The following is a 20286-nucleotide window of genomic DNA, read 5'->3' as shown; positions in this document are numbered from 1 at the left end:
GTTCGGAGCCCACCATGCCCCACGTTCCCAAACTGGTGATTCTCGACCGCGATGGCGTCATCAACCGAGACAGCGACCAGTTCATCAAGTCGCCCGACGAGTGGATCGCGCTCGAGGGCAGCCTGGAAGCCATTGCCGAACTTAACCAGGCGGGCTACCAGGTGGTGGTGGCAACCAACCAGTCGGGCATCGGACGCGGCCTGTTTGAGGCCGCCGCGCTCAACGCCATGCACGAGAAGATGTACAAGGCGCTCGCCACCTACGGCGGGCGCGTCGATGCCGTCTTCTTCTGCCCGCACACCGCCGCCGATGCCTGCGAATGCCGCAAGCCCAAGTCCGGCATGCTGCGCGAGATTGCACGCCGCTTCGACGTGGACCTCACGGGCGTGCCGGTCGTGGGAGACTCGCTGCGCGATCTGCAAGCCGGCGTCGAAGTCGGCGCCGTACCGCACCTCGTACTGACCGGCAAGGGCACCAAGACCCGCGATGCCGGCGACCTGCCCCCGGGCACCCAAATTCACGAGGACCTGCGTGCGTTTGCGCGTGCGCTGCTGTCCCCCGCGCCCCAGGGCACGCCCACGCGCGCCCCTTGAATTCGCCCCCAATGACTTTTATCCGTTCGCTGCTGTACCTGATTTTCCTGATTGTCTGGACGCCGATCTATGCGGTGGCCTGCTTCATCGTGTTCCCGTTCATGAATCCGGCTCGCCGGTTCTGGATGGTGTCGGGCTGGACCAAATCCGCCATCTGGATGGCGCGCTGGCTGCTCGGCATCCGTTGGCAATACCAGGGCTGGGAGCACATCGAAGAAGCCGTCGCCACCAACAAGCCGGTGGTGCTGCTCTCCAAGCATCAGTCCGCGTGGGAAACCATGGCCTATGTCGCGACCATGCCTCGGCCGCTGTGCTACGTATTCAAGCGCGAGCTGCTGTATGTGCCCTTCTTCGGCTGGGCGCTGGGCATGCTCAAAATGGTGCACATCAACCGCAAGGACGGCGCCAACGCGTTCGCCTCGGTCGCACGTCAGGGCAAGGAACGCATGGCCGAAGGCGCGTGGGTGATCATGTTCCCGGAAGGCACCCGCACGCGCTCGGGCGACCCGAAGCCGCGCTACAAGAGCGGCGGTGCGCGTTTTGCCGTGGATACCGGCGCGTGGGTCATCCCGATCGCCCACAACTCCGGCCGCGTGTGGCCGCGCAATTCGTTCCTGAAGCATCCGGGCCTGATCACGCTGTCGGTCGGTCCGGCCATCCCGACTGCAGGCAAGACCAGCGACGAACTCAACCGCGAAGTCGAAGCATGGATCGAAGCGGAAATGCGTAGAATCGACGCCGATAGCTACCGCGAGCACGCATGAAACTGCTGCGCCCACCGACTTCGCCCACCACCGCCGACAGCGTCCAGCTTGAGCTGCCGCTGCTCGCACCCGAAGCCTCGTCGCCCACGCAGCCGCCTGACGCGCCGCTCCTCGCCCCGCCCGCACTCGATTTTTCCACCGCACCGCTTGGCCCCCACCAGCGCCGCCTGACGCTGGGCGAGCGCGCGCTCATCTATAACCTCAAGCGCTCGTCGCGGCGGACCATCGGCTTTGTCATCGATGACCGCGGCCTGTCGATCACGGCACCGCGCTGGGTCACGCTCGCCGAGATCGAACACGCCATCGCCGAAAAGCAGAAGTGGATCTTCGCCAAGCTGGCCGAATGGCGCACGAGCGCCGCACGCCGCATGCTGCCGACGATGGAGTGGCAGGACGGCGCCGGATTGCCGTTCCTCGGCAAGACGATCACGCTCAAGCTGGAATCGCCCATCGGCGCATTGATGTTCGATGCCGACACCAGCATGCTGCACCTGGGCCTGCCGCACACCACCACCGAGCAGCAGATCAAGGACCGCGTGCAAGGCTGGCTGCAGACGCAAGCCCGACGCCTCTTCGGCGAGCGTCTTGAGGTATATGCCGAGCGCCTTGGCGTGCGGCATAGCGCGTATGCACTCTCCTCCGCCGCCACGCGCTGGGGAAGCTGCACCGCCGACGGCAAGATCCGCCTGAACTGGCGCCTCGTGCATTTCCCCCTCAGCTTGATCGACTACGTGGTTGCGCATGAACTGGCGCATCTCAAAGAGATGAACCACAGCCCGCGCTTCTGGGACACGGTGGAGTCGATCTTTCCTGAGTTTCGTGAGGCGCGGGAGCAACTGCGCTCGCATCCGCCGGAATACTTGCCGGCGTTCTGATTCGCCCTGCCGACGCTCCTGCGGCGGATGCGGCGGTTGCAGAGAACGCCTGTCCTGCACGCTCGGCCACACCCTCCTACAATATTGCCTTCCCCACAGTCCTCCAGGAAGGAAACCCCATGCGAATGCTCCACACCATGCTGCGCGTCGGCGACATGCAGCGCTCGATCGACTTCTACACCAAGGTGCTCGGCATGCAACTGCTGCGCACCAGCGACAACCCCGAGTACAAGTACTCGCTGGCGTTCGTCGGCTACGGCCCGGAAGCCAGCAACACGGTCATCGAACTGACCTACAACTACGGGGTGAGCGAGTACGAACTCGGCACGGCATTCGGGCACTTGGCCATCGAGGTCGACGATGCCGCACAAGCCTGTGACCAGATTCGTAACGCAGGCGGCAAGGTCACGCGTGAAGCGGGCCCGGTCAAGGGCGGCAGCACCATCATCGCGTTTGTGGAAGATCCGGATGGCTACAAGATCGAGCTGATCCAGGCGCGCTCGATGCCCGATGGCAACCGCCACTGACGCCATCCGCCGGCCGCTGGACGGCACTGCCATCGGCCTGATGGTGGTGCTGTGCATGTGCTGGGGCTTTCAGCAGGTTGCCATCAAGGTGGCCGCGCACGACGTGGGGCCCGTCATGCAGGCCGGTGTGCGCTCGGCAATCGCGTCGGTCCTGGTACTGGCGTTTGCGCTGTGGCGCGGCACGTGCCTGTCGGTGCGTGACGGCACATTGGCCGGTGGTCTGATGGCCGGTGTGCTCTTCGGGGTCGAGTTCCTGTGCATCTTCATTGGCCTGAGCTACACCACTGCCTCGCGCATGGCGGTGTTCCTTTACACCGCGCCGATCTTCACCGCCCTCGGCCTGCACTTTTTCGTGCCGGGTGAGCACCTGCGCCCGCGCCAGTGGGCCGGGATCGGCATTGCGTTTGCGGGGATCGTGCTGGCGTTCGCCGACGGTGTCCTGCACCCGGCGGCCGGGCCGTCGACCTCGCTGGGCGACGCGCTGGGCGTGGTGGCAGGCGCGCTGTGGGGCGCGACGACCATCGTCGTGCGGGCAAGCAAGCTTTCCGAAGCACCGGCAGCGAAGACGCTGCTGTACCAACTTGCCGTCTCGGCCGTGCTGTTGCTGTTGATGGCCGCCGGCACCGGCCAGGCCTTTACGGCAAACCTTACACCGACCGCGCTGGCCAGCCTCGCCTACCAATCCGTGCTGATTGCGTTCGCCAGTTACCTGACGTGGTTCTGGCTGCTGCGCCGCTACCTGGCATCGCGGTTGTCGGTGTTCTCGTTCCTGACGCCGCTGTTTGGCGTGGCGTTTGGCGTGCTGCTGTTGCACGAGCCGGTGGGACTGCGGTTTGCTCTGGCGGCGGCGCTCGTGCTGTCGGGCATCCTGCTCGTCAATCTTCGCTAAGGTCGGAGGCGCTGCCGGCAATGCGATTGGCCGGCAGTGCGTTCGCCACTGCCACGAAGTCTTCCACCGACACTTCTTCTGCGCGCCGGCCCAGGTCAAAGCCAAGCGCTTCGAAATCGATCACATCGCGCAGCGCGCCCAGCGTGTTGCGCAACACCTTGCGGCGCTGCGAAAACGCCATCGTCACCACCGTGCCAAGCGCGCGCAGGTCGACCGGCGCATACGGCGATTTGTCGGCCGGCCACGGAATCATCCGCACCACCGCCGAATCCACTTTGGGCGGCGGGTTGAACGAGCCCGGCGGCACATCCAGCACCAGCTCCATGTAGTACCGCACCTGCAGCATCACCGACAGCCGGCTGAACGCCTTGCTACCCGGCGCGGCGACCATGCGGTCGACCACTTCTTTCTGCAGCATGAAATGCTGATCGCGCACACGATCGGCGAACGTGGCCAGATGAAACAGCAGCGGGCTCGAGATGTTGTACGGCAGGTTGCCGACGATGCGCAGCGGCCGGCCCGCCTCCTGCAGCGAACCGAAATCGAACGCCAGTGCATCGCCCGCATGCACGATCAGCCGATCACCGAATCGCTGCTGCAAGCGCGCGACAAGGTCTCGATCCAGCTCGACCACCTGCAGCGTGCGCACGCGCTCCATCAGCGGCACCGTGAGCGCGCCCAGGCCGGGGCCGATCTCGACAAGTACATCGTCGGGCTTCGGATCGATGGCGGCAACGATGGCGTGGATCACGCCGTCATCGACCAGGAAGTTCTGGCCGAAGCGCTTGCGGGCCTGGTGCCCTTGGTGAACGCCGGTCGTGGATCGTGCCATTGCGAACTCGAAATCGAAGAGGTGAAGGAAACTCAGGAGCGCGCGGTGTGCCGCGCCATGGCGATGGCAGTATCGATCGCCTCGATCATGCTGCCGAACTCGGCGCGGCCCGTGCCGGCCAAGTCCAGCGCCGTGCCGTGGTCCACCGACGTGCGGACAAACGGCAAGCCCAGCGTGATGTTCACGCCATGGCCGAAGGTGCCGTACTTGAGCGGCGCCAAACCTTGGTCGTGGTACATCGCCAGCACGCAATCGGCATCGGCCAGCAGGCGCGGCTGGAACAGCGTATCGGCCGGATACGGACCGCGGGCATCGATTCCGCGTGCACGCGCCCGCGCGATGGCGGGCTCGATCACCTCGATCTCTTCGCGGCCGAGGTGGCCGGATTCACCCGCATGCGGATTCAACCCCGTCACGAGGATGCGAGGTGCGTTCAGTCCAAAACGCATGCGCAGGTCACGCTGCACGATGTCCAGCGTTTCGTCGAGCACCGCGGGGGTGATGGCGTCCGGCACCTCGCGCAGCGGCAAGTGCGTCGTCGCCAGCGCCACGCGCAGCATGGCGTTGTCGTGCGCCGGCTGCGGACCGGCGAGCATCATTACCACGCGCGGCGTTCGGCTGCGCTCGGCCAGGTACTCGGTGTGGCCGGTAAAAGGCACGCCTGCGTCGTTGATCGTGCTCTTCTGCACCGGCGCCGTGACCATCGCGTCGTAACGGACGCCATCTTCGGTGCCGATCTGGCAACCGTCGATGGCAGCGTCGAGCAAGTCCAGCACATAGCGGCCGTTGGCGGCATCGAGCACGCCGGCGCGCACCGGCGCACCCAGCGGGCGCTCCACGACAGTCAGCGCCGTCGAGGCAACGCGCCAGAAATCGCCCTGCGCGATCGCGTCAGCGCGTGCCTGCAGCAGCGCGGCATCGCCAATCACGTGCCACTGCACATCGGCGTAACGCGGCAATGCCTGCCGCGCCAAATGCAGCAAAGCGGCCACGGTGATGTCGGGGCCGATACCGGCGGGTTCGCCAGTGGTGATGGCAATGTTCAGCATGCAGCGCTTTCCTGCGATGGTTTCTGGAGCGATCTAGAAACGCCACGGCCGCCCGCAGGCGGCCGTGAGCGATGCGGATGCCCGTAGCTTATTGCTGACGGTTCACGCGGTATTCCACGTGTGCCGAATCGCGCAGTTCACGCAGCCAATCCTCATAGGCGGCCTGCACCTTCTGCTCGCGAATGACCGAGCGCGCGTAGTCGCGCTCGCGGTCTCCCGACACCTCTGCCTCGCGGCGGCCTTCCACCTGGATCAGGTGCACACCGAACTGGCTTTGCACCGGCTGCGACACATCGCCCGGCTTGAGCTGGTTCATGGCCTGCTCAAATTCCGGCACCAGCTGGCCCGGCGACACCCAGCCCAGCTCGCCACCCGCACCGGCAGAGCCGTCCTGCGAATACCGGCGTGCCGCATCGCCAAAATCGTAGCCGTGGACGATCCGGTCACGCAGGCCCACCAACTGGCGGCGCGCGTCGTCCGCCGACATCGTCGGACCGGTCTTGATCAGGATGTGGCGCACTTGCGTCTGCTGCACCTTGGCGGCAATGGCCGTGCTCGATGCGCGCTTCTCCAACAGCTTGATCACGTGATAACCAGCCGGGCTTTCGACCACTTGGCTCGCCACCTGGCCCGCCTTCATGTCGACCACGGCGTTGGCAAACACAGCCGGCAGGCGCCCGATCGGCCGCAGCCCAAGCTCGCCGCCTTGCGCGGCATCTTGCGCGCCAGAATTGTCACGCGCCAGCTTGGCGAAATCCGCGCCGCCCTGCGCTTGCTTGAGCAGGCCTTCGGCCTTCTTGCGCGCTGCGGCCTTCTCGGCATCCGTGGCGCCTTCGGCGACCGGCACGAGAATCTGCGCGACGTTGTATTGCTGTTCGCCGGCCGGGGCCGTGCCGCCACCCTGCTGCGCCAGATAGTTGTCGATCTCGCCGTCGTAGACCTGCACCTTCGAGTCGACCTCGCGCTCACGCAGGCGCGCCAGAAGGATTTCCTGACGCAGGTCGTCGCGGTACTTGTCGTACGTCATGCCGGCGTCCTTCAGCTTGCTCTTGAGCTGCGGCACCGACAGGTTGTTGCGCTGGGCCACGCTTTCCACGGCGCGATCCACATCGGCGTCGGACACGCGGATGCCGCTTTCCTTGGCGGTCTGCGCCTGCACGCGCTCCAGGATGAGCTGCTCAAGCACTTCGCCGAGCAGATCGGCGCGCGGCGGCAGCGGGCGGTTCTGTGCGCGGAACGTGCGCTCGACCAGATCCGCGCGGTTGAGCAGTTCGCGGCGGGTGATGACGTCGGTGTTGACCACAGCCACCACCTCGTCGACCAACTGGCTGCGCGGCGCGCCTGGAGCCGTTGGCTCGGGCAGCGTGCCCTGCAGCAGCGGCTGGCTCGGCGACGAACCGGGGTTGGCGAAGATGCCCCGCACCGGTGCACTCTTTTTTGCCGATTGCGCCTGCTGCGCGTGGACGGCTGGCGACAGCGTGGTCCCCGCCAACAGCGCAAGCAGCACGCCGGTGGCAACACGCAAGCGGCCCAGAGGAGCCACACGCGTGGCGAAAGCGGTCGATTGGAAAGCCATGATGTCGTTATTCATATTGATCCAGCACGGACGGCGTGATCGGCTGTGCGTTCACCGGCTGGTAGCCGGGCACGTTCAGACGAATCACGTCGATCGGATTGTTCCCCACCTTCGACAAACCCTTGAATTCGATCTGGGCAAAGATATGCGTCGTATAGCCCGAAACCGCATTGCTGTAGCGCTGTACCGCCAGTCGGCCGACCCAGCAGTCCGCCACATATTCGAGGCCGAGCAGCACATCCGATGGCTTGCGCGCATCCAGGTCGTAACCGATGCGACCCAGGCCGTAGAGGCGCCGCGTAATCGGCCACTGCGTGGAGATATCGGCCTGTTCCAGCGGCAACTGACCGGTATTGGCGTCTTGCCGGTAATAGCGGTAGCCGAGGTTGATCACCTTGTTGGCTTCCGGCTTCCAGCTGAACGCGACCGTCGAACGCATGATGCGGTCGAGGTCCTGATTGTACTGAAGGTTCGTATCGAAAAAGATGCCGCGGAACATCTGGATCGTGGTCGCACCCAGAAGGTCCGAATAGCGGCGTACCGACGTCGGGGCCGCACCCGCCAGCGTCACGCGCTGCCCGTCGAGATCGACGCGCTGCGCAATCGTGGCACGCAGGCGCTCGATGCCTGATTCGGCCTCGATGAAACGCGTGGTCACACCTGCCGTCACCTTGTTGTTGTCGGCAATGCGGTCGTAACCGGTGTACGGGTTCTCGGTAAATATCTGCCCGAGGTTGTAGTCCGACTGGCCGGTATCGAACAACGGAATCTGCGACTGGTCGCGATACGGCGTGTACACGTAGAACACGCGCGGCTCCAGCGTCTGGATGTAGCTCACGCCGAACAATTTGGAGACCAGCGGCGCATCGCGCTCGAAGGTCATGCCCGAATCGAGCGAGAACGTCGGAAGCGTGCGATTGATCTGCGTGTCCTGCGTGTCGCCGGCCGGGCGGTCCAGGCGGTATGCGGTGGTGTTCAGGATGAACTTCGGGGTGACGTACCAGCCGGGGCGGACGATCGGGTAGCTGATCGTCGGCTGCATGAACAGGCGCTCGCCCTGCACGGTATTGGCCGTCGGGATCGAAAACCGCGTGTAGTCGGTCAGGAAATTGATGTCAAAGCCGCCAACGTCGTACTTGTTATAGGTCAGGCTCAACTGCGGCAGTCGCTCATACGGTGCTGCGAGTGGCGTTGTGGCGGTCGACAGCGTCTGGAACTTCTGCACGCGCGCCAGCGCAACCCAGTCGCCGAACGAGTAACTAACACCGCCCTCCTGGATGTACTGCCGCTGCGTCGCCGTGACAATGCTGCGGCCGAGGTCATCCGGGTAGGTGTTATCGGAAACCTTGTTGTAGTTGATGTAGCCGGTCAGGCCCGGCGCCAGGCGCTGTGTGTGTACTGCCGAAATCGACCAGCGGTTGCGGCCTGCCTCACGATCATCGGGCAGGAATTCGCCACGCAGAACGCCGCTGTACGATGTATCGAGATAGCGGTATTCCGCGCCGAGCTGCAAGCCGCGCTGGCTCAGCAGACGCGGATACAACGTCAGATCGCGATTCGGCGCGATGTTGAAGTAGTACGGCAGCGTGACGTCGGCCCCGCTGCGGCTGTTGTAGCCGAACACCGGTGCCAGGAAACCGCTGCGCCGATCGTCATTGAGCGGAAAATCCATGACCGGCGCCGCAAACACCGGCACGCCGAAGAAGTGCAGCACGCCGTTGCGGCCCGTGCCGACCTGGCGGTCGCTGTCGATGTCGATGCGGCTGGCGCTGAAGTACCAGTCGACGTTGTCGGGCGAGCACGTGGTGTACGTGCCGCGCGTGATGCGGCTGTTGTCCTTGTCGACGAAGTCGATGCGGTCTGCAGTGCCGTGGCCGCCGTTCGAGTGGAACTCGTAGCTCGGCGTGCTGATGGTCCCTTCGTTGGCGGTAATCTTCAGCTTGGCGTCCGGGCCGGTGACCAGCGTGCCGCCCTTGAACAGGCGCACGTTGCCGGTTGCGGTTGCGACGTCGGTGTCCTGGTTGTAATCGAGCGTGTCGCCCTTCAGCACCGAGCCGTTGCGGCGCAGTTCGCCATTACCGCGCAGGTGGATGTCTTCGTTGGTGCGACCGTCCATCTTGTCGGCCGCGGTAAACGTGGGGACAGTGTTGTCCGGTCGCTGGACGGGCTCGGCCATCTTGGGCACCAGCGGACTGCCGCCGGGCGTGGTCGGTCCGGACGTCGCCAGCGCGGTCACCGACGAGGCCGGAGTGACAGCGGGCGCCGTCGCTTGCGTTGTGCCCGTGCTCTGCGCCGCGGACGTCGCCGTCCAGACACCGGCCACCGCAAATACCAGCGGGCGCAATGCCAGCGTGCCACGCCTGATGGTGGCCAAGTCGGCGGGCCGCTGATCGGGCGCGGCGACAGCAGCGCGCTGCCGGTTCTTCCTGGCTCGGTTCGGTTCGGTCATGCAGATCGGGAACAGGGCCGCGCGCGCAACGGCACGCACAGGCACAAAATCAGTCGGTACTGCGGTCAATCCCGCCGCCGGACGCAGCCTGGACAAGGCCGGCGCTCGCTCGCGGCGAAACTCGGTCGGGTATTATACGGGGCTTCCTCCCAGCCTCATTCCAGCATTCTCTCAGCATGGCTTCGACCCCTGGCGCCGCAGCAGGCGCAACCGACGCACGCCTCAGCCAATTGCGCGACTGGCTCGGCACATTGCCCGCCGCCCACGGCCTGCGCATCGACACGCTGCAACCTGCTTCGGCCGATGCCAGCTTCCGCCGGTATTTCCGCCTGGACAGCGCCGTCAGTGGCAAGCCCGGCACGCTGGTCGTCATGGACGCCCCGCCGCCGCAGGAAGACTGCCGCCCGTTCGTCCATGTGGCCGGTCTGCTCAATGGTGCCGGCGTGCGCGCGCCGCTGGTGCTGGAGCAGGATCTTGCGCAGGGCTTCTTGCTGCTGACCGACCTGGGCCCACAAACGTATCTGCAATCGCTGCGCGAGCGCGATTTCGACCTCGCCTACGCCAACACGCTGTTCCGCCCTGCCATCCATACTCTGGTGCGCTGGCAGTTGGCTTCCCGCGAAGGCGAGCTGCCGCCGTATGACGAGGCGCTGCTGCGCCGCGAACTGTCGCTGTTTCCGGACTGGTACGTCGACCGCCACCTGCAACGCCCGCTCGACGCCACCCAGCGCGAATCGCTCGACAAGGTGTTCAAGCTGCTGGTCGATAGCGCCTTGGCCCAGCCGCGCGTGTACGTGCATCGTGACTACATGCCCCGTAATTTGATGATCAACGCGGCCGACCCATCGCAGCCGGGCGTGCTGGACTTCCAAGACGCCGTCTACGGACCGATCACCTACGACGCCGCCTCGCTGCTGCGCGACGCCTTCCTGTCGTGGGACGAAGAGCAGGAGCTGGATTGGGCCGTGCGCTACTGGGAAGCGGCCCGCGCCGCCAAGTTGCCCGTGGACGAAGACTTCGGCGAGTTCTACCGTGCGCTCGAATGGATGGGCGCGCAACGCCATCTGAAGGTGGCCGGCATTTTCGCGCGCCTGTGCTACCGCGACGGCAAGACCGGCTACGTGGAAGACACCCCGCGCTTCATCGCCTACCTGCGCCGTGTGTGCAGCCGCTACAACGCGCTGGCGCCGCTGGCTCGCCTGCTCGATCAACTCGAAGATCGCGCGCAGCAGATCGGCTACACGTTCTGATGGTTTCCCCCCGCGCCGTTGAGTTTCGCGCCGGCATGCTGGCGCTCGCGCCCATGCTGCTGGGCGTGGTGCCGTTCGGCCTGATCTACGGCGTGCTCGCCACGTCGGCCGGCATGCCCGCGTGGCTTGCCGTGGCGATGAGCGCCATCGTTTTCGGTGGCGCCTCGCAGATGATCCTCGTGCAGTTGTGGGCCGGTGGCGCGCCCGCGCTGGTGATTGCGGCGACGGTCTCGATGGTGAATCTGCGGCACGCGCTGTATTCGGCCAGCATTGCGCCGGCGCTGGCGCACCTGCCGCGCCGCTGGAAATGGCTGATCGCCTATCTGCTGACCGACGAGGCCTTCGCCGCCATGAACCGCCGCGTTGTCACCGCGCAGGCCGGTAGCGCGGAAGCTGCCTATCGCCATTGGTATTTCCTCGGCGCTGGCGTGGCGCTGTGGTCGAGCTGGCAGGCGTCGACGATCGTCGGCGTGGTGCTGGGCGCGCAGGTGCCGACCTCGTGGCCGCTCGATTTCTTCCTGCCGCTGACGTTCATCGCCATCGTGGTGCCGGCACTGCGCACGCGCGCACAACTCGCTGCAGCGTTGGCGGGCGCCGCGCTGGCCGTGGCGTGGACGGGCTGGCCGCACAAGCTCGGGCTGATGAGCGCGGCGTGCGTGGGCATTGCCGTCGGTGCGCTGGTTGAGCGCTTGCTTGCCCGGCCGTCCGACAAGGGGGCTGCCGCATGAAAGCCCTGATCCTCTTCGGCGTGCTGCTGATTGCCGGCGCGGCGACCTACCTGATCCGCCTATCGTTCATCGCGCTGGAAGGGCGCATGAACCTGCCGACGTGGTTCCGCAACTCCCTGCCCTACGTGCCGGCCGCGATGCTGACCGCGCTCATCGCGCCCGACCTGCTGATGCGCGACGGCGCGCTCGCGGTGTCGGTCGACAACCCGCGCCTGCTTGCCGGCATCGTCGCCATCGTCATCGCACGGGTGACGAAGAGCGCGATGTGGACCATCGTCGGCGGCATGGCTGTGCTGCTGATTCTCATGAAGGTGATGGCTTGAATTCGACCACGCGCGCCATGATTTTTGCGGCGGGCCGCGGCGACCGCATGCGTCCGCTGACGGACCACACGCCCAAGCCGCTGCTCACCGTGGGCGGCAAACCGCTGATCGTCTGGCAGATCGAGCGCCTGGCTGCGGCCGGCGTGCGCGACATCGTCATCAACCACGCATGGCTGGGCGCGCAGATCGAAGCCGCGCTGGGAGATGGCAGTGCGTGGGGCGTGCGCCTCGCGTATTCGCCGGAAGGGCAGGCACTGGAAACGGCAGGCGGGGTCGCGCAGGCCATGTCGCTGCTGCATGCCGGCGAGGGCCACAGCGTATTCATCGCCGTCAGCGGCGATGTGTTCTGCGATTACGACTACGCCTTGCTGCGTGACCGGGCGCCCGCAATGGCCGCGCAAGCGGCACCCAGCATGCACCTGGTGATGGTGCCGAACCCGCCGTACCACCTGCGCGGCGATTTCGCGCTGGATAACGAAGGCGTGCTCCACGCCGACGGCACCGAGCGGCTCACGTTCGGCAACATCGGCTTGTACGACACGCGCCTGTTTGCCAGCATCGCGCCCGGCACGCGGCTGGCGATGACGCCGCTGTACCACCAGGCCATCGCCGAAGGCCGCGCTACGGGCGAGCGCTTCGACGGTCGCTGGGAAAACGTCGGAACGCCGGCCCAGCTGGCCGCACTCGACGCAGAACTCGCGGTGCGCTAGGCGCTTACGCCATCGCGGCGGACAACGATTCCGCCGTCATCGGGCGGCCCAGCAGGTAGCCCTGCAGCGAGTGACAACCGAGCCGCGTGAGAAACGCCTGCTGCTCGGCCGTCTCCACACCCTCTGCGACGATGCGCAGGTTCAGCGTCTGGCCCAGCGCCACGATGGCCGAGACGATGGCCGCGTCTTCCGTGTCGTGCGCCAGGTCGCGCACGAAGCCGCGGTCGATTTTCAGCTCGCTGGCGGGCAACCGCTTGAGATACAGCAGGCTGGAATAGCCGGTGCCGAAATCGTCGATCGAAATCCGCACGCCCATCGCGTCGAGCCGCTGCAGGATCTGCAGGCTCGCATCGACGTCGCGCATGGCCGTCGACTCCGTAATCTCCAGCGTCAGGCTGCGCGGGTCCAGCGCGTGGCGCGCGAGCGTATCGCGCACGCTGTCGATGAGTGCGGCATGGCCGAACTGCAGCGCGGAGAGATTCACGGCGACGCTCCAGCCGCTGTGCCCCTCGCGTTGCCATTGCGCCATCTGGCGACAGGCTTCGTCCAACACCCACGCGCCCAGCGGCACGATCAGGCCGGTCTTTTCGGCCAGCGGGATGAATTCATCGGCGGGCACCAGACCGCGCTGCGGATGCTGCCAGCGCACCAGCGCCTCGACGCCCATGATCGGCCCGTTGGGCGCGTTGAATTTCGGCTGGTAATGCAGCACGAGTTCGTGCCGCTCGACCGCGCGTCGCAGGTCTTGCACAAGCTGCAACTGCTGATGCACGTCGGCGTTCATCGATGGCTCAAAAAAGCTATAGGCGTTCCGGCCCAGGCCCTTTGCGTGGTACATCGCCGCATCGGCATTGGTCAGCAGGTCGTGCTGGTTGCCGCCGTCGCCAGGGTAGATCGCGATGCCGATGCTGGTGGAGACGCGCAGCTCGTGACCGCCGGCCATGAAGGGCTCGCGCACCACTTCTAGCAGCGCGTTGGCCAGGGTGCCGGCGTCTTCCGGATCGTCCACATAGGCGAGAACCACGAATTCGTCGCCGCCGACACGCGCCACGGTGTCCTGCTGGCGCACCCGCGCACCGATGCGCTGGGCAACGTCGATCAGCAGCAGGTCACCCACATGGTGGCCATAGACATCGTTGACGGCCTTGAAGCCATCGAGGTCCATGAACATGAGCGCGAAGCGGTGCTTCTCACGTTCGGCGGTGCGGATCGCCTGGGTCAGACGGTCTTCCAGCAGCACGCGGTTGGAAAGTTTGGTCAGGTTGTCGTGCAGCGCCAGGTAGGCCAGCTCCTTGTTGGCCGCGGCCAGCGAGTTCGCCAGCAAGGCGGTGCGTGCCTCCATGCGCAAGTCGAGCACCGAGATGATGAGCGCGATAGCCAGCACCGCCAGCGTGACGATGATGATGACCAGCGCCAGCCATTCGGCACTCGCGCCGGTATGCGCAGCGCCACACACGCTGCCCAATGGAAACGCCGCCGCCGACATGCCCGTGTAGTGCATGCCGACAATGGCCACGCCCATCACCACCGCTGAACCGGCACGCAGCGCACGGACGCGCCGCGACTGCCGCCGCAGGCGGAATGCGATCCACAGCGCAACGCCCGATGCCAGCACGGCAATCACGACCGACACCCCAAATCTGCCGGGGTTGTATTGAATGCCCGGATTCATGCGCAGCGCGGCCATGCCCGTGTAGTGCATGCCCGCCACGCCGGCCCCCATGAGCAGCGCTCCGCCTACCAGGCGCGGCCAAGGCAGTTCACGCCGGCTGACCAGCCACAACGCAAACGTCGACGCCCCAATGCCGATGGCGAGTGAGGCAAGCGTGATGCCCACGTCATATCCAACCGGGATCGGCAGGTTCAGCGCCAGCATGCCGACAAAGTGCATCGACCAGATGCCCAGCCCCATGGCCGACGCGCCGCCGATAAGCCACCACAACGCTGCGCGGCCTTGTGCGGTGACGACCCGTCCGGCCATATCCAGCGCCGTATACGACGCCAGGATGGCCACAAAGAGGGAAAGCAGGACGAGAAGAGGGTTGTAACTGCTGGCGAGCATCGGTTCTCCTGGGCAGGCCGATCCAATGCGGCCAATCCACGGCAGGCGGAGGTCGCAACCGGGATGCAAAACAGGTCAGTCTTAACGGGGGGCGCCGCCCGGGACTTTAGGAGAAGCCGTCCGCACCGCACAAGTCTCCTTTTGGATGTGGCAATGCCCCTCCCTGAATGACCGCCAGGCGCGGCGTTACAATCGACACATCCTTTCTGCTGCTGGAAAACACGACATGTCCGCCACCGAACTCGCTTTCCTCCAGACCTATCGCCAGCGCCGCGAGCGCATCGTGCAGTGGCTGCGCGCGGCGGGTGGCGGGGTCGCCATCGTGCCGACCGCGCCCGAGGCGATGCGCAACCGCGACAGCGATTATCCCTACCGGCACGACAGCTACTTCTATTACCTGACCGGCTTCACCGAGCCCGAAGCGGTACTCGCCATCGTGGTACCCGCAGGCAGCGCACCGGCGCGCAGCGTGCTGTTCTGCCGCCCGAAGCACGAAGAGCGTGAAATCTGGGACGGCTTCCGCTTCGGCCCCGAAGCAGCGAAGGACGCCTTCGGCCTGGATGAGGCGCACTCGGTGGAAGAGATCGATGCGACGTTGCCAAAGCTGCTCGCCAACGCCGCCGCCGTGGCATGTCCGCTGGCCGAGAGCAGCGCGTTCGACCGCCGCATGCGCCGCTGGCTCGATGCAGTGCGCATGCAAGGCCGCGCGGGGGTGTCGTCGCCGCACCAGGCGCTGGACGTGCGCGCCATCCTCGATGAGATGCGGCTGTTCAAGGACGCAAGCGAACTCGACATCATGCGCCGTGCCGGACGCATTTCCGCCGGAGCGCACGTGCGCGCCATGCAGGCGTCGCGTGCCGGGCTGCGTGAATACCATCTCGAAGCGGAGCTGCTATATGAATTCCGCCGCCACGGTGCGCAAAGCGTTGCCTATAACTCCATCGTGGCGACGGGCCCGAACGCGTGCGTACTGCACTACCGCGCCGGCAACGCAGAACTGCGCGACGGCGATCTCTGCCTGATCGATGCCGGCTGTGAGCTGGATGGCTACGCGTCAGACATCACCCGCACGTTCCCGGTCAATGGCCGCTTCACCGGCCCGCAACGCGAGCTGTATGCGCTGGTGGTGGCCGCGCAGGAAGCCGCCCTTGCCGAGACGCGCCCCGGCGTGCCTTACAACGTGCCGCACGATGCCGCCACGCGCGTGCTGGCGCAAGGCATGCTCGACACCGGCCTGCTCGACGCCGACAAGGTCGGCACGCTCGACGACGTGATCGCCGGCGGCCAATACCGCCAGTTCTACATGCACCGCACCGGCCATTGGCTCGGCATGGACGTGCACGATGTGGGCGAATACCGCACGCCCGGCACCGCTGCTCCGGCTGAAGGCGAACGCCCGTGGCGCCCGCTGGAAGCCGGCATGGTGCTGACCGTCGAACCCGGCATCTACGTGCGCCCCGCGCCCGGCGTGCCGGAACAGTACTGGCACATCGGCATCCGCATTGAAGACGACGCCATCGTCACGCCCGAAGGCTGCGAAATCATCACGCGCGACGTGCCCGTAGCCCCGGACGAAATCGAACTGGTGATGCGGGGCCAGGCATGACCGACAGCATCACAGCGAGCAGCGCCGCACCGGACTTCGACGTGGCCATCGTTGGCGCCGGGCCCGTCGGGCTGGCGCTGGCCAACTGGTTGCTGCGCGACACCGACTGGCGCATCGCCCTGTTCGATGCGCGCGACGCCGAAGCCGCCGCGCGAGACCCGCGCGCGCTGGCGCTGTCTCATGGCTCGCGCGTGCTGCTGCAGGAGATTGGCGGCTGGCCCACGCGCGCCACGCCCATCACGCACATCCACGTCTCGCAACGCGGCCACTTCGGGCAGGCGCATATCCGCCGTGAAGACTACGACGTCCCCGCGCTCGGACACGTCGTGCAATACGGCGACCTGAGCGCCGCGCTCAACGCCGCCCTCGACACGCAGATGGAGCGTCACCCGGGGCGCCTCACCCGCTATGACCACACGCCCGTGGAGCGCGTCGAACAACTGCCGCGCGCCGACGGTACGGTCGCCCCGGCACGCGTGCGGGCGCTGCGCGAAGGGCGCCATCCGCTGGCCATCGAAACCGAAGTCGTCATCCAGGCCGAAGGCGGGTTGTTCGACGACGCACGCAAGCAGCAACGCGGCATCGCCCAGGCGCGCCGGCGCGATTACGGCCAGACCGCCATCGTCGCGCACGTGCGCTGCAGCGCCCCGCTCGAAGGCTGGGCATGGGAGCGTTTCACGCCCGAAGGCCCGCTCGCATTGCTGCCGCAGGATGACGCGCAAGGTCCCGGCTACGCCCTTGTCTGGTGCTGCGCGCCCGACGAAGCGCGCCGACGCGCAGCGTTGCCCGACGACGCCTTCCTCGCCGAACTGGGCGCTGCCTTTGGCGAGCGCATGGGCCGCTTCACGCACGCCAGCCCGCGCCATACGTTCGCGCTCGGGCTGCACGCCCAGCGCATTCCGGTCGACCGCCGCGTCGCCGCCATCGGCAATGCCGCCCAGACGATCCACCCGGTGGCGGGCCAGGGCTTCAACCTCGGCCTGCGCGATGCGTTCGAAATGGCACGCGCGCTTCGGGATGGGGCAACGGCGGCCACCCTCGCCCGTTTCGCCCGCGAACGCGCATTTGACCGCGCCGTCACCATCGGCCTGACCGATTTGCTGCCGCGCGCGTTTGCCGTGCCGGGCCGGTCGTTTGGCCACCTGCGCGGCGCCGCGCTCACGCTGCTGGAATGCCTGCCGCCGCTCAAGCATGGGCTCGCCCGGCAGATGATGTTCGGGCAGCGAGGCTAACGGATGGCGTGTGCCGAGGTAGGCGCTGCAGGCGACCGCCAGCAGATCACCGTGGTGGGCGCCGGCATTGTCGGCACGGCGTGCGCACTGCAATTGCAACGGGATGGCCACCAGGTCACGCTGCTCGATCAGGCCGGCATTGGCGAAGGCTGCTCGTTCGGCAACGCCGGCTGCCTGAGCGTGGCGTCGGTCGTGCCGATGGCGCTACCGGGCATGCTGAAGCAGGTGCCCAAATGGCTGGCCGATCCAATGGGCCCGCTGACGGTACGTTGGCACTATCTGCCGCGCGCGCTGCCCTGGCTGCTGCAATGGGTGTTTGCGGGCAACGAGACGCAGGCCCGTGCGACGGCGCAGCCGCTGGCGAGTCTCTTCAGCGCGACCTTTCCCGGTTATCGAAACCTGCTCGACGCCGCGCAATATGACGGCCTGATCCGTCAGACGGGCCATCTGTATGTGTGGCGCACGCTGGCGCGCTCGTCGGGCGATGTGCTGGCGCAGTCCATTCGCGATGCCACCGGCGTGCGCTCGCAAGCCCTGAGCGCCGGCGAAGCGCGCGAACTCGAGCCCGCACTGGCCGCCGACATCCAATCCGGCCTGCTGCTGCCCGACAACGGCTTCACGGTCAACCCGGAACGTCTGGTCAAGACGCTGGCGGCCAACTTTGCCGCAGCGGGCGGCACCTTCCTGCGCCGCAAGGTGCTGGACGTGGAATTCGGCCGAAGCGACTACGGCGGCCCGACGCGGCTGCACACCGATTGCGGCACGCTGCCCGTGTCGAAGCTGGTGCTGTGCGCGGGTGCGTGGTCGATGCGGCTGGGCGCAAAGCTCACCAGCATCCGCATTCCGCTCAACACGGAACGCGGCTATCACGCCACGCTGCGCGCGCCCAGCGTGCAGCCTTCACGGCCAATCATGGATTGCGAGCGCAAGTTCATCGCGACGCCCATGGAAGGCGGCCTGCGCATTGCCGGCACCGTGGAGATCGGCGGGTTGGACGCTGCGCCCGACTACCGCCGCGCCCGCATCCTCATGCGACAGGGCCAGCAGCTCTTCCCCGGCCTCGGCTTTACGGACGACAGCCAATGGATGGGCCATCGGCCCTCTCTACCCGACAGCCTGCCCGTGATCGACCGCTCGGAGCGCTACCGCAACGTGTTCTTCGCGTTCGGGCACGGCCACCTGGGCATGACAGGCGCGCCAGGCACCGCCCGACTCATCGCCGATCTGGTCAGCGAGCGCACGCCTTTCATCGACGGCCGCCCCTACGGCCTGCAACGGTTCCGCTAGCGCCAGCCACGGCAAGAACCCGGCCGCCGACCGCACTGCCGCATAGTTTGTGCACAACATTTAGGCAATCCGGCGGTTTGGCGGTAAAATCCCGTCCTCGCATTTTTCACTCCCGTCGCTCCGCCCGATCATCATTCGACTCTGGGCGGAAGGGGTGATTTTTCGTTTCTTTCAGCCGCGTCTTCCTCGACAGCCTTGCAGATCGGACCGCATACCCTTCGCAACAACCTGTTCGTCGCTCCCATGGCGGGTGTGACGGATCGCCCGTTCCGGCAGCTCTGCAAGCGGCTGGGCGCGGGCTATGCCGTGTCCGAGATGGTCGCGTCCAACGCGCAGCTCTGGAAAAGCGAGAAGACCATGCGGCGCGCCAACCACACGGGCGAGGTCGAGCCGATCGCCGTGCAGATTGCCGGCGCCGAGCCGATGATGATGGCCGAGGCCGCGCGCTACAACGTCGATCGCGGCGCGCAAATCATCGACATCAACATGGGCTGCCCGGCCAAGAAGGTGTGCAACGTGGCCGCTGGTTCTGCCCTGCTGCAGAACGAGCCGCTGGTCCAGCGCATTGTCGAGGCCGTGGTGGGTGCGGTCGGCGACCGCGTGCCCGTGACGCTCAAGATCCGTACCGGTTGGGACCGCGAACACCGCAACGCATTGAGCGTGGCGCGCATTGCACAGGACGCCGGCATCAGCATGCTGACCGTGCATGGCCGCACGCGCGCCGATCTGTATCACGGTGAAGCGGAATACGACACCATCGCCGCGGTCAAGGCGTCGGTGCGCATTCCCGTGGTGGCCAACGGCGACATCACCACGCCGGCCAAGGCCAAGCACGTGCTGGCCGTGACCGGCGCCGACGCCATCATGATCGGCCGCGCGGCGCAGGGGCGCCCGTGGCTGTTCCGCGAGATCGAGCATTTCCTGCAGACCGGCACGCTGCTGCCGGCGCCGGAGGTGGAAGAGATTCGCGGCATCATGAACGCGCATCTGGAAGAGCACTACGCGTTCTATGGCGAATACACCGGCGTGCGCACCGCACGCAAGCACATCGCCTGGTACACGCGCGGGTTGGCGGGGGCCAACCTGTTCCGCCACCGCATGAACACCATCGAGGACACCGCGGCCCAGTTGGCCGCCGTCAATGCGTTCTTCGACGAGCAGCGTGCGCTGTCCGACCGTCTGGTCTACGAAGACCAGGCGACCGGTGGCGACCACCCCAGGACGGGCAACAACGACAACAACAAGGAACTGCTTGCCGCATGAGCCGCAACCCGATCGAACGTTGCATCCGCGACAGCCTGGATGCGTATTACCGTGACCTGGACGGCGAGAACCCGTCCAACGTCTACGACATGGTGCTGCAGGCCATTGAACGGCCGCTGTTGGAAACCGTGATGGAATGGGCTTCCAACAACCAGTCGCAGGCGGCCGACTACCTCGGCATCAACCGCAACACGCTGCGCAAGAAGTTGCAGCAGCACGGCCTCATCTGAGGTTGCGGGCCGGCCTTTGAACCGATTTCCTTTCTGACGGC

19 protein-coding genes are annotated in these 20286 nt (G+C 66.3%); 14 read left to right on the top strand and 5 right to left on the bottom strand.

Going from position 1 to position 20286, the window contains the following annotated elements; all coding sequences use genetic code 11:
* Positions 1-14: 14 nt before the first annotated feature.
* The 5 genes from gmhB (at position 15) to BEK68_RS16195 (ending at position 3648) form a co-directional block, all read left to right on the top strand.
* Complete coding sequence (gene gmhB / locus BEK68_RS16215) at positions 15-593, top strand: D-glycero-beta-D-manno-heptose 1,7-bisphosphate 7-phosphatase (RefSeq protein ID WP_004635527.1); 579 nt, start codon at positions 15-17, stop codon at positions 591-593.
* 11 nt (positions 594-604) lie between these two features.
* Positions 605-1357 carry a lysophospholipid acyltransferase family protein gene (locus tag BEK68_RS16210; RefSeq protein WP_009239104.1) on the top strand — a complete coding sequence of 251 codons (753 nt, stop codon included), beginning with the start codon at positions 605-607 and terminating at the stop codon, positions 1355-1357.
* Positions 1354-2232 (top strand): M48 family metallopeptidase, encoded by an 879-nt coding sequence (locus tag BEK68_RS16205; RefSeq protein ID WP_004635531.1) that lies wholly within the window; start codon positions 1354-1356, stop codon positions 2230-2232. The genes BEK68_RS16210 and BEK68_RS16205 overlap by 4 nt, the downstream gene beginning before the upstream one ends.
* Before the next feature lie 119 nt (positions 2233-2351).
* Positions 2352-2759: a lactoylglutathione lyase gene (gene gloA / locus BEK68_RS16200; RefSeq protein WP_004635533.1), complete on the top strand. Its 408-nt coding sequence runs from the start codon at positions 2352-2354 to the stop codon at positions 2757-2759.
* Complete coding sequence (locus tag BEK68_RS16195; RefSeq protein WP_009239105.1) at positions 2743-3648, top strand: DMT family transporter; 906 nt, start codon at positions 2743-2745, stop codon at positions 3646-3648. Before gloA ends, BEK68_RS16195 begins: the two co-directional genes overlap by 17 nt.
* On the opposite strand, the gene rsmA is transcribed toward BEK68_RS16195, so the two are convergent.
* The 4 genes from rsmA to BEK68_RS16175 form a co-directional block, all read right to left on the bottom strand.
* Positions 3635-4480 carry a 16S rRNA (adenine(1518)-N(6)/adenine(1519)-N(6))-dimethyltransferase RsmA gene (rsmA, locus tag BEK68_RS16190; protein WP_009239106.1) on the bottom strand — a complete coding sequence of 282 codons (846 nt, stop codon included), beginning with the start codon at positions 4478-4480 and terminating at the stop codon, positions 3635-3637. The genes BEK68_RS16195 and rsmA overlap by 14 nt on opposite strands.
* A 32-nt stretch (positions 4481-4512) precedes the next feature.
* A complete protein-coding gene (gene pdxA / locus BEK68_RS16185) occupies positions 4513-5529 on the bottom strand; it encodes a 4-hydroxythreonine-4-phosphate dehydrogenase PdxA (RefSeq protein ID WP_009239107.1) in 1017 nt (338 codons plus the stop codon).
* An 88-nt stretch (positions 5530-5617) separates the two neighbouring features.
* Positions 5618-7120, bottom strand: coding sequence for a peptidylprolyl isomerase (locus BEK68_RS16180; protein WP_004635541.1), 1503 nt, complete (start codon positions 7118-7120; stop codon positions 5618-5620).
* Positions 7113-9554, bottom strand: a complete 2442-nt coding sequence (locus BEK68_RS16175; protein WP_012434897.1) for an LPS-assembly protein LptD — start codon at positions 9552-9554, stop codon at positions 7113-7115. The genes BEK68_RS16180 and BEK68_RS16175 overlap by 8 nt, the downstream gene beginning before the upstream one ends.
* Before the next feature lie 176 nt (positions 9555-9730).
* Here BEK68_RS16175 and BEK68_RS16170 point away from each other — a divergent pair, with 176 nt between their 5' ends.
* Genes BEK68_RS16170 through murU form a run of 4 tightly spaced genes read left to right on the top strand, consistent with a single transcriptional unit; the run spans position 9731 to position 12565 of the window.
* Positions 9731-10804, top strand: a complete 1074-nt coding sequence (locus BEK68_RS16170; RefSeq protein WP_009239109.1) for an aminoglycoside phosphotransferase family protein — start codon at positions 9731-9733, stop codon at positions 10802-10804.
* Positions 10804-11532 (top strand): AzlC family ABC transporter permease, encoded by a 729-nt coding sequence (locus tag BEK68_RS16165; protein ID WP_009239110.1) that lies wholly within the window; start codon positions 10804-10806, stop codon positions 11530-11532. Before BEK68_RS16170 ends, BEK68_RS16165 begins: the two co-directional genes overlap by 1 nt.
* A complete protein-coding gene (locus BEK68_RS16160; protein ID WP_009239111.1) occupies positions 11529-11855 on the top strand; it encodes an AzlD domain-containing protein in 327 nt (108 codons plus the stop codon). The genes BEK68_RS16165 and BEK68_RS16160 overlap by 4 nt, the downstream gene beginning before the upstream one ends.
* A gap of 17 nt (positions 11856-11872) precedes the next feature.
* Complete coding sequence (gene murU / locus BEK68_RS16155) at positions 11873-12565, top strand: N-acetylmuramate alpha-1-phosphate uridylyltransferase MurU (RefSeq protein ID WP_009239112.1); 693 nt, start codon at positions 11873-11875, stop codon at positions 12563-12565.
* 4 nt (positions 12566-12569) lie between these two features.
* Here the strand turns inward: murU and BEK68_RS16150 are convergent, their stop codons facing one another.
* Positions 12570-14627: a putative bifunctional diguanylate cyclase/phosphodiesterase gene (locus tag BEK68_RS16150; RefSeq protein WP_009239113.1), complete on the bottom strand. Its 2058-nt coding sequence runs from the start codon at positions 14625-14627 to the stop codon at positions 12570-12572.
* Between the two features lie 226 nt (positions 14628-14853).
* On the opposite strand from BEK68_RS16150, the gene BEK68_RS16145 reads away from it, so the two are divergent.
* From BEK68_RS16145 to BEK68_RS16125, 5 genes are all read left to right on the top strand, one after another.
* A complete protein-coding gene (locus tag BEK68_RS16145; protein ID WP_009239114.1) occupies positions 14854-16233 on the top strand; it encodes an aminopeptidase P N-terminal domain-containing protein in 1380 nt (459 codons plus the stop codon).
* Positions 16230-17465, top strand: coding sequence for a UbiH/UbiF/VisC/COQ6 family ubiquinone biosynthesis hydroxylase (locus BEK68_RS16140; RefSeq protein ID WP_009239115.1), 1236 nt, complete (start codon positions 16230-16232; stop codon positions 17463-17465). The genes BEK68_RS16145 and BEK68_RS16140 overlap by 4 nt, the downstream gene beginning before the upstream one ends.
* A 3-nt stretch (positions 17466-17468) precedes the next feature.
* Positions 17469-18752, top strand: coding sequence for an NAD(P)/FAD-dependent oxidoreductase (locus tag BEK68_RS16135; RefSeq protein WP_009239116.1), 1284 nt, complete (start codon positions 17469-17471; stop codon positions 18750-18752).
* Between the two features lie 195 nt (positions 18753-18947).
* Entirely contained in the window at positions 18948-20015 is a 1068-nt protein-coding gene (dusB, locus tag BEK68_RS16130) for a tRNA dihydrouridine synthase DusB (protein ID WP_009277151.1), read from the top strand.
* Positions 20012-20245 (top strand): Fis family transcriptional regulator, encoded by a 234-nt coding sequence (locus BEK68_RS16125; protein ID WP_004635563.1) that lies wholly within the window; start codon positions 20012-20014, stop codon positions 20243-20245. The genes dusB and BEK68_RS16125 overlap by 4 nt, the downstream gene beginning before the upstream one ends.
* Positions 20246-20286: the final 41 nt, after the last annotated feature.

Source organism: Ralstonia pickettii (genome assembly GCF_001699815.1).
GTDB classification, from domain to species: domain Bacteria; phylum Pseudomonadota; class Gammaproteobacteria; order Burkholderiales; family Burkholderiaceae; genus Ralstonia; species Ralstonia thomasii.
Note: the sequence above shows the minus strand (reverse complement) of the source record. Positions and strands in the feature narration are given on the sequence as shown.

Excerpts from the sequence above, each read along its gene's own strand:
- pdxA (WP_009239107.1), bottom strand. The coding sequence starts at position 5,529 with ATGCTGAACATTGCCATCACCACTGGCGAACCCGCCGGTATCGGCCCC.
- BEK68_RS16205 (WP_004635531.1), top strand. The coding sequence starts at position 1,354 with ATGAAACTGCTGCGCCCACCGACTTCGCCCACCACCGCCGACAGCGTC.
- BEK68_RS16210 (WP_009239104.1), top strand. The coding sequence starts at position 605 with ATGACTTTTATCCGTTCGCTGCTGTACCTGATTTTCCTGATTGTCTGG.
- rsmA (WP_009239106.1), bottom strand. The coding sequence starts at position 4,480 with ATGGCACGATCCACGACCGGCGTTCACCAAGGGCACCAGGCCCGCAAG.
- BEK68_RS16170 (WP_009239109.1), top strand. The coding sequence starts at position 9,731 with ATGGCTTCGACCCCTGGCGCCGCAGCAGGCGCAACCGACGCACGCCTC.
- BEK68_RS16160 (WP_009239111.1), top strand. The coding sequence starts at position 11,529 with ATGAAAGCCCTGATCCTCTTCGGCGTGCTGCTGATTGCCGGCGCGGCG.
- BEK68_RS16150 (WP_009239113.1), bottom strand. The coding sequence starts at position 14,627 with ATGCTCGCCAGCAGTTACAACCCTCTTCTCGTCCTGCTTTCCCTCTTT.
- BEK68_RS16135 (WP_009239116.1), top strand. The coding sequence starts at position 17,469 with ATGGCGTGTGCCGAGGTAGGCGCTGCAGGCGACCGCCAGCAGATCACC.
- BEK68_RS16125 (WP_004635563.1), top strand. The coding sequence starts at position 20,012 with ATGAGCCGCAACCCGATCGAACGTTGCATCCGCGACAGCCTGGATGCG.
- BEK68_RS16195 (WP_009239105.1), top strand. The coding sequence starts at position 2,743 with ATGGCAACCGCCACTGACGCCATCCGCCGGCCGCTGGACGGCACTGCC.
- BEK68_RS16165 (WP_009239110.1), top strand. The coding sequence starts at position 10,804 with ATGGTTTCCCCCCGCGCCGTTGAGTTTCGCGCCGGCATGCTGGCGCTC.
- BEK68_RS16140 (WP_009239115.1), top strand. The coding sequence starts at position 16,230 with ATGACCGACAGCATCACAGCGAGCAGCGCCGCACCGGACTTCGACGTG.
- murU (WP_009239112.1), top strand. The coding sequence starts at position 11,873 with ATGATTTTTGCGGCGGGCCGCGGCGACCGCATGCGTCCGCTGACGGAC.
- BEK68_RS16145 (WP_009239114.1), top strand. The coding sequence starts at position 14,854 with ATGTCCGCCACCGAACTCGCTTTCCTCCAGACCTATCGCCAGCGCCGC.
- BEK68_RS16180 (WP_004635541.1), bottom strand. The coding sequence starts at position 7,120 with ATGAATAACGACATCATGGCTTTCCAATCGACCGCTTTCGCCACGCGT.
- gloA (WP_004635533.1), top strand. The coding sequence starts at position 2,352 with ATGCGAATGCTCCACACCATGCTGCGCGTCGGCGACATGCAGCGCTCG.
- BEK68_RS16175 (WP_012434897.1), bottom strand. The coding sequence starts at position 9,554 with ATGACCGAACCGAACCGAGCCAGGAAGAACCGGCAGCGCGCTGCTGTC.
- gmhB (WP_004635527.1), top strand. The coding sequence starts at position 15 with ATGCCCCACGTTCCCAAACTGGTGATTCTCGACCGCGATGGCGTCATC.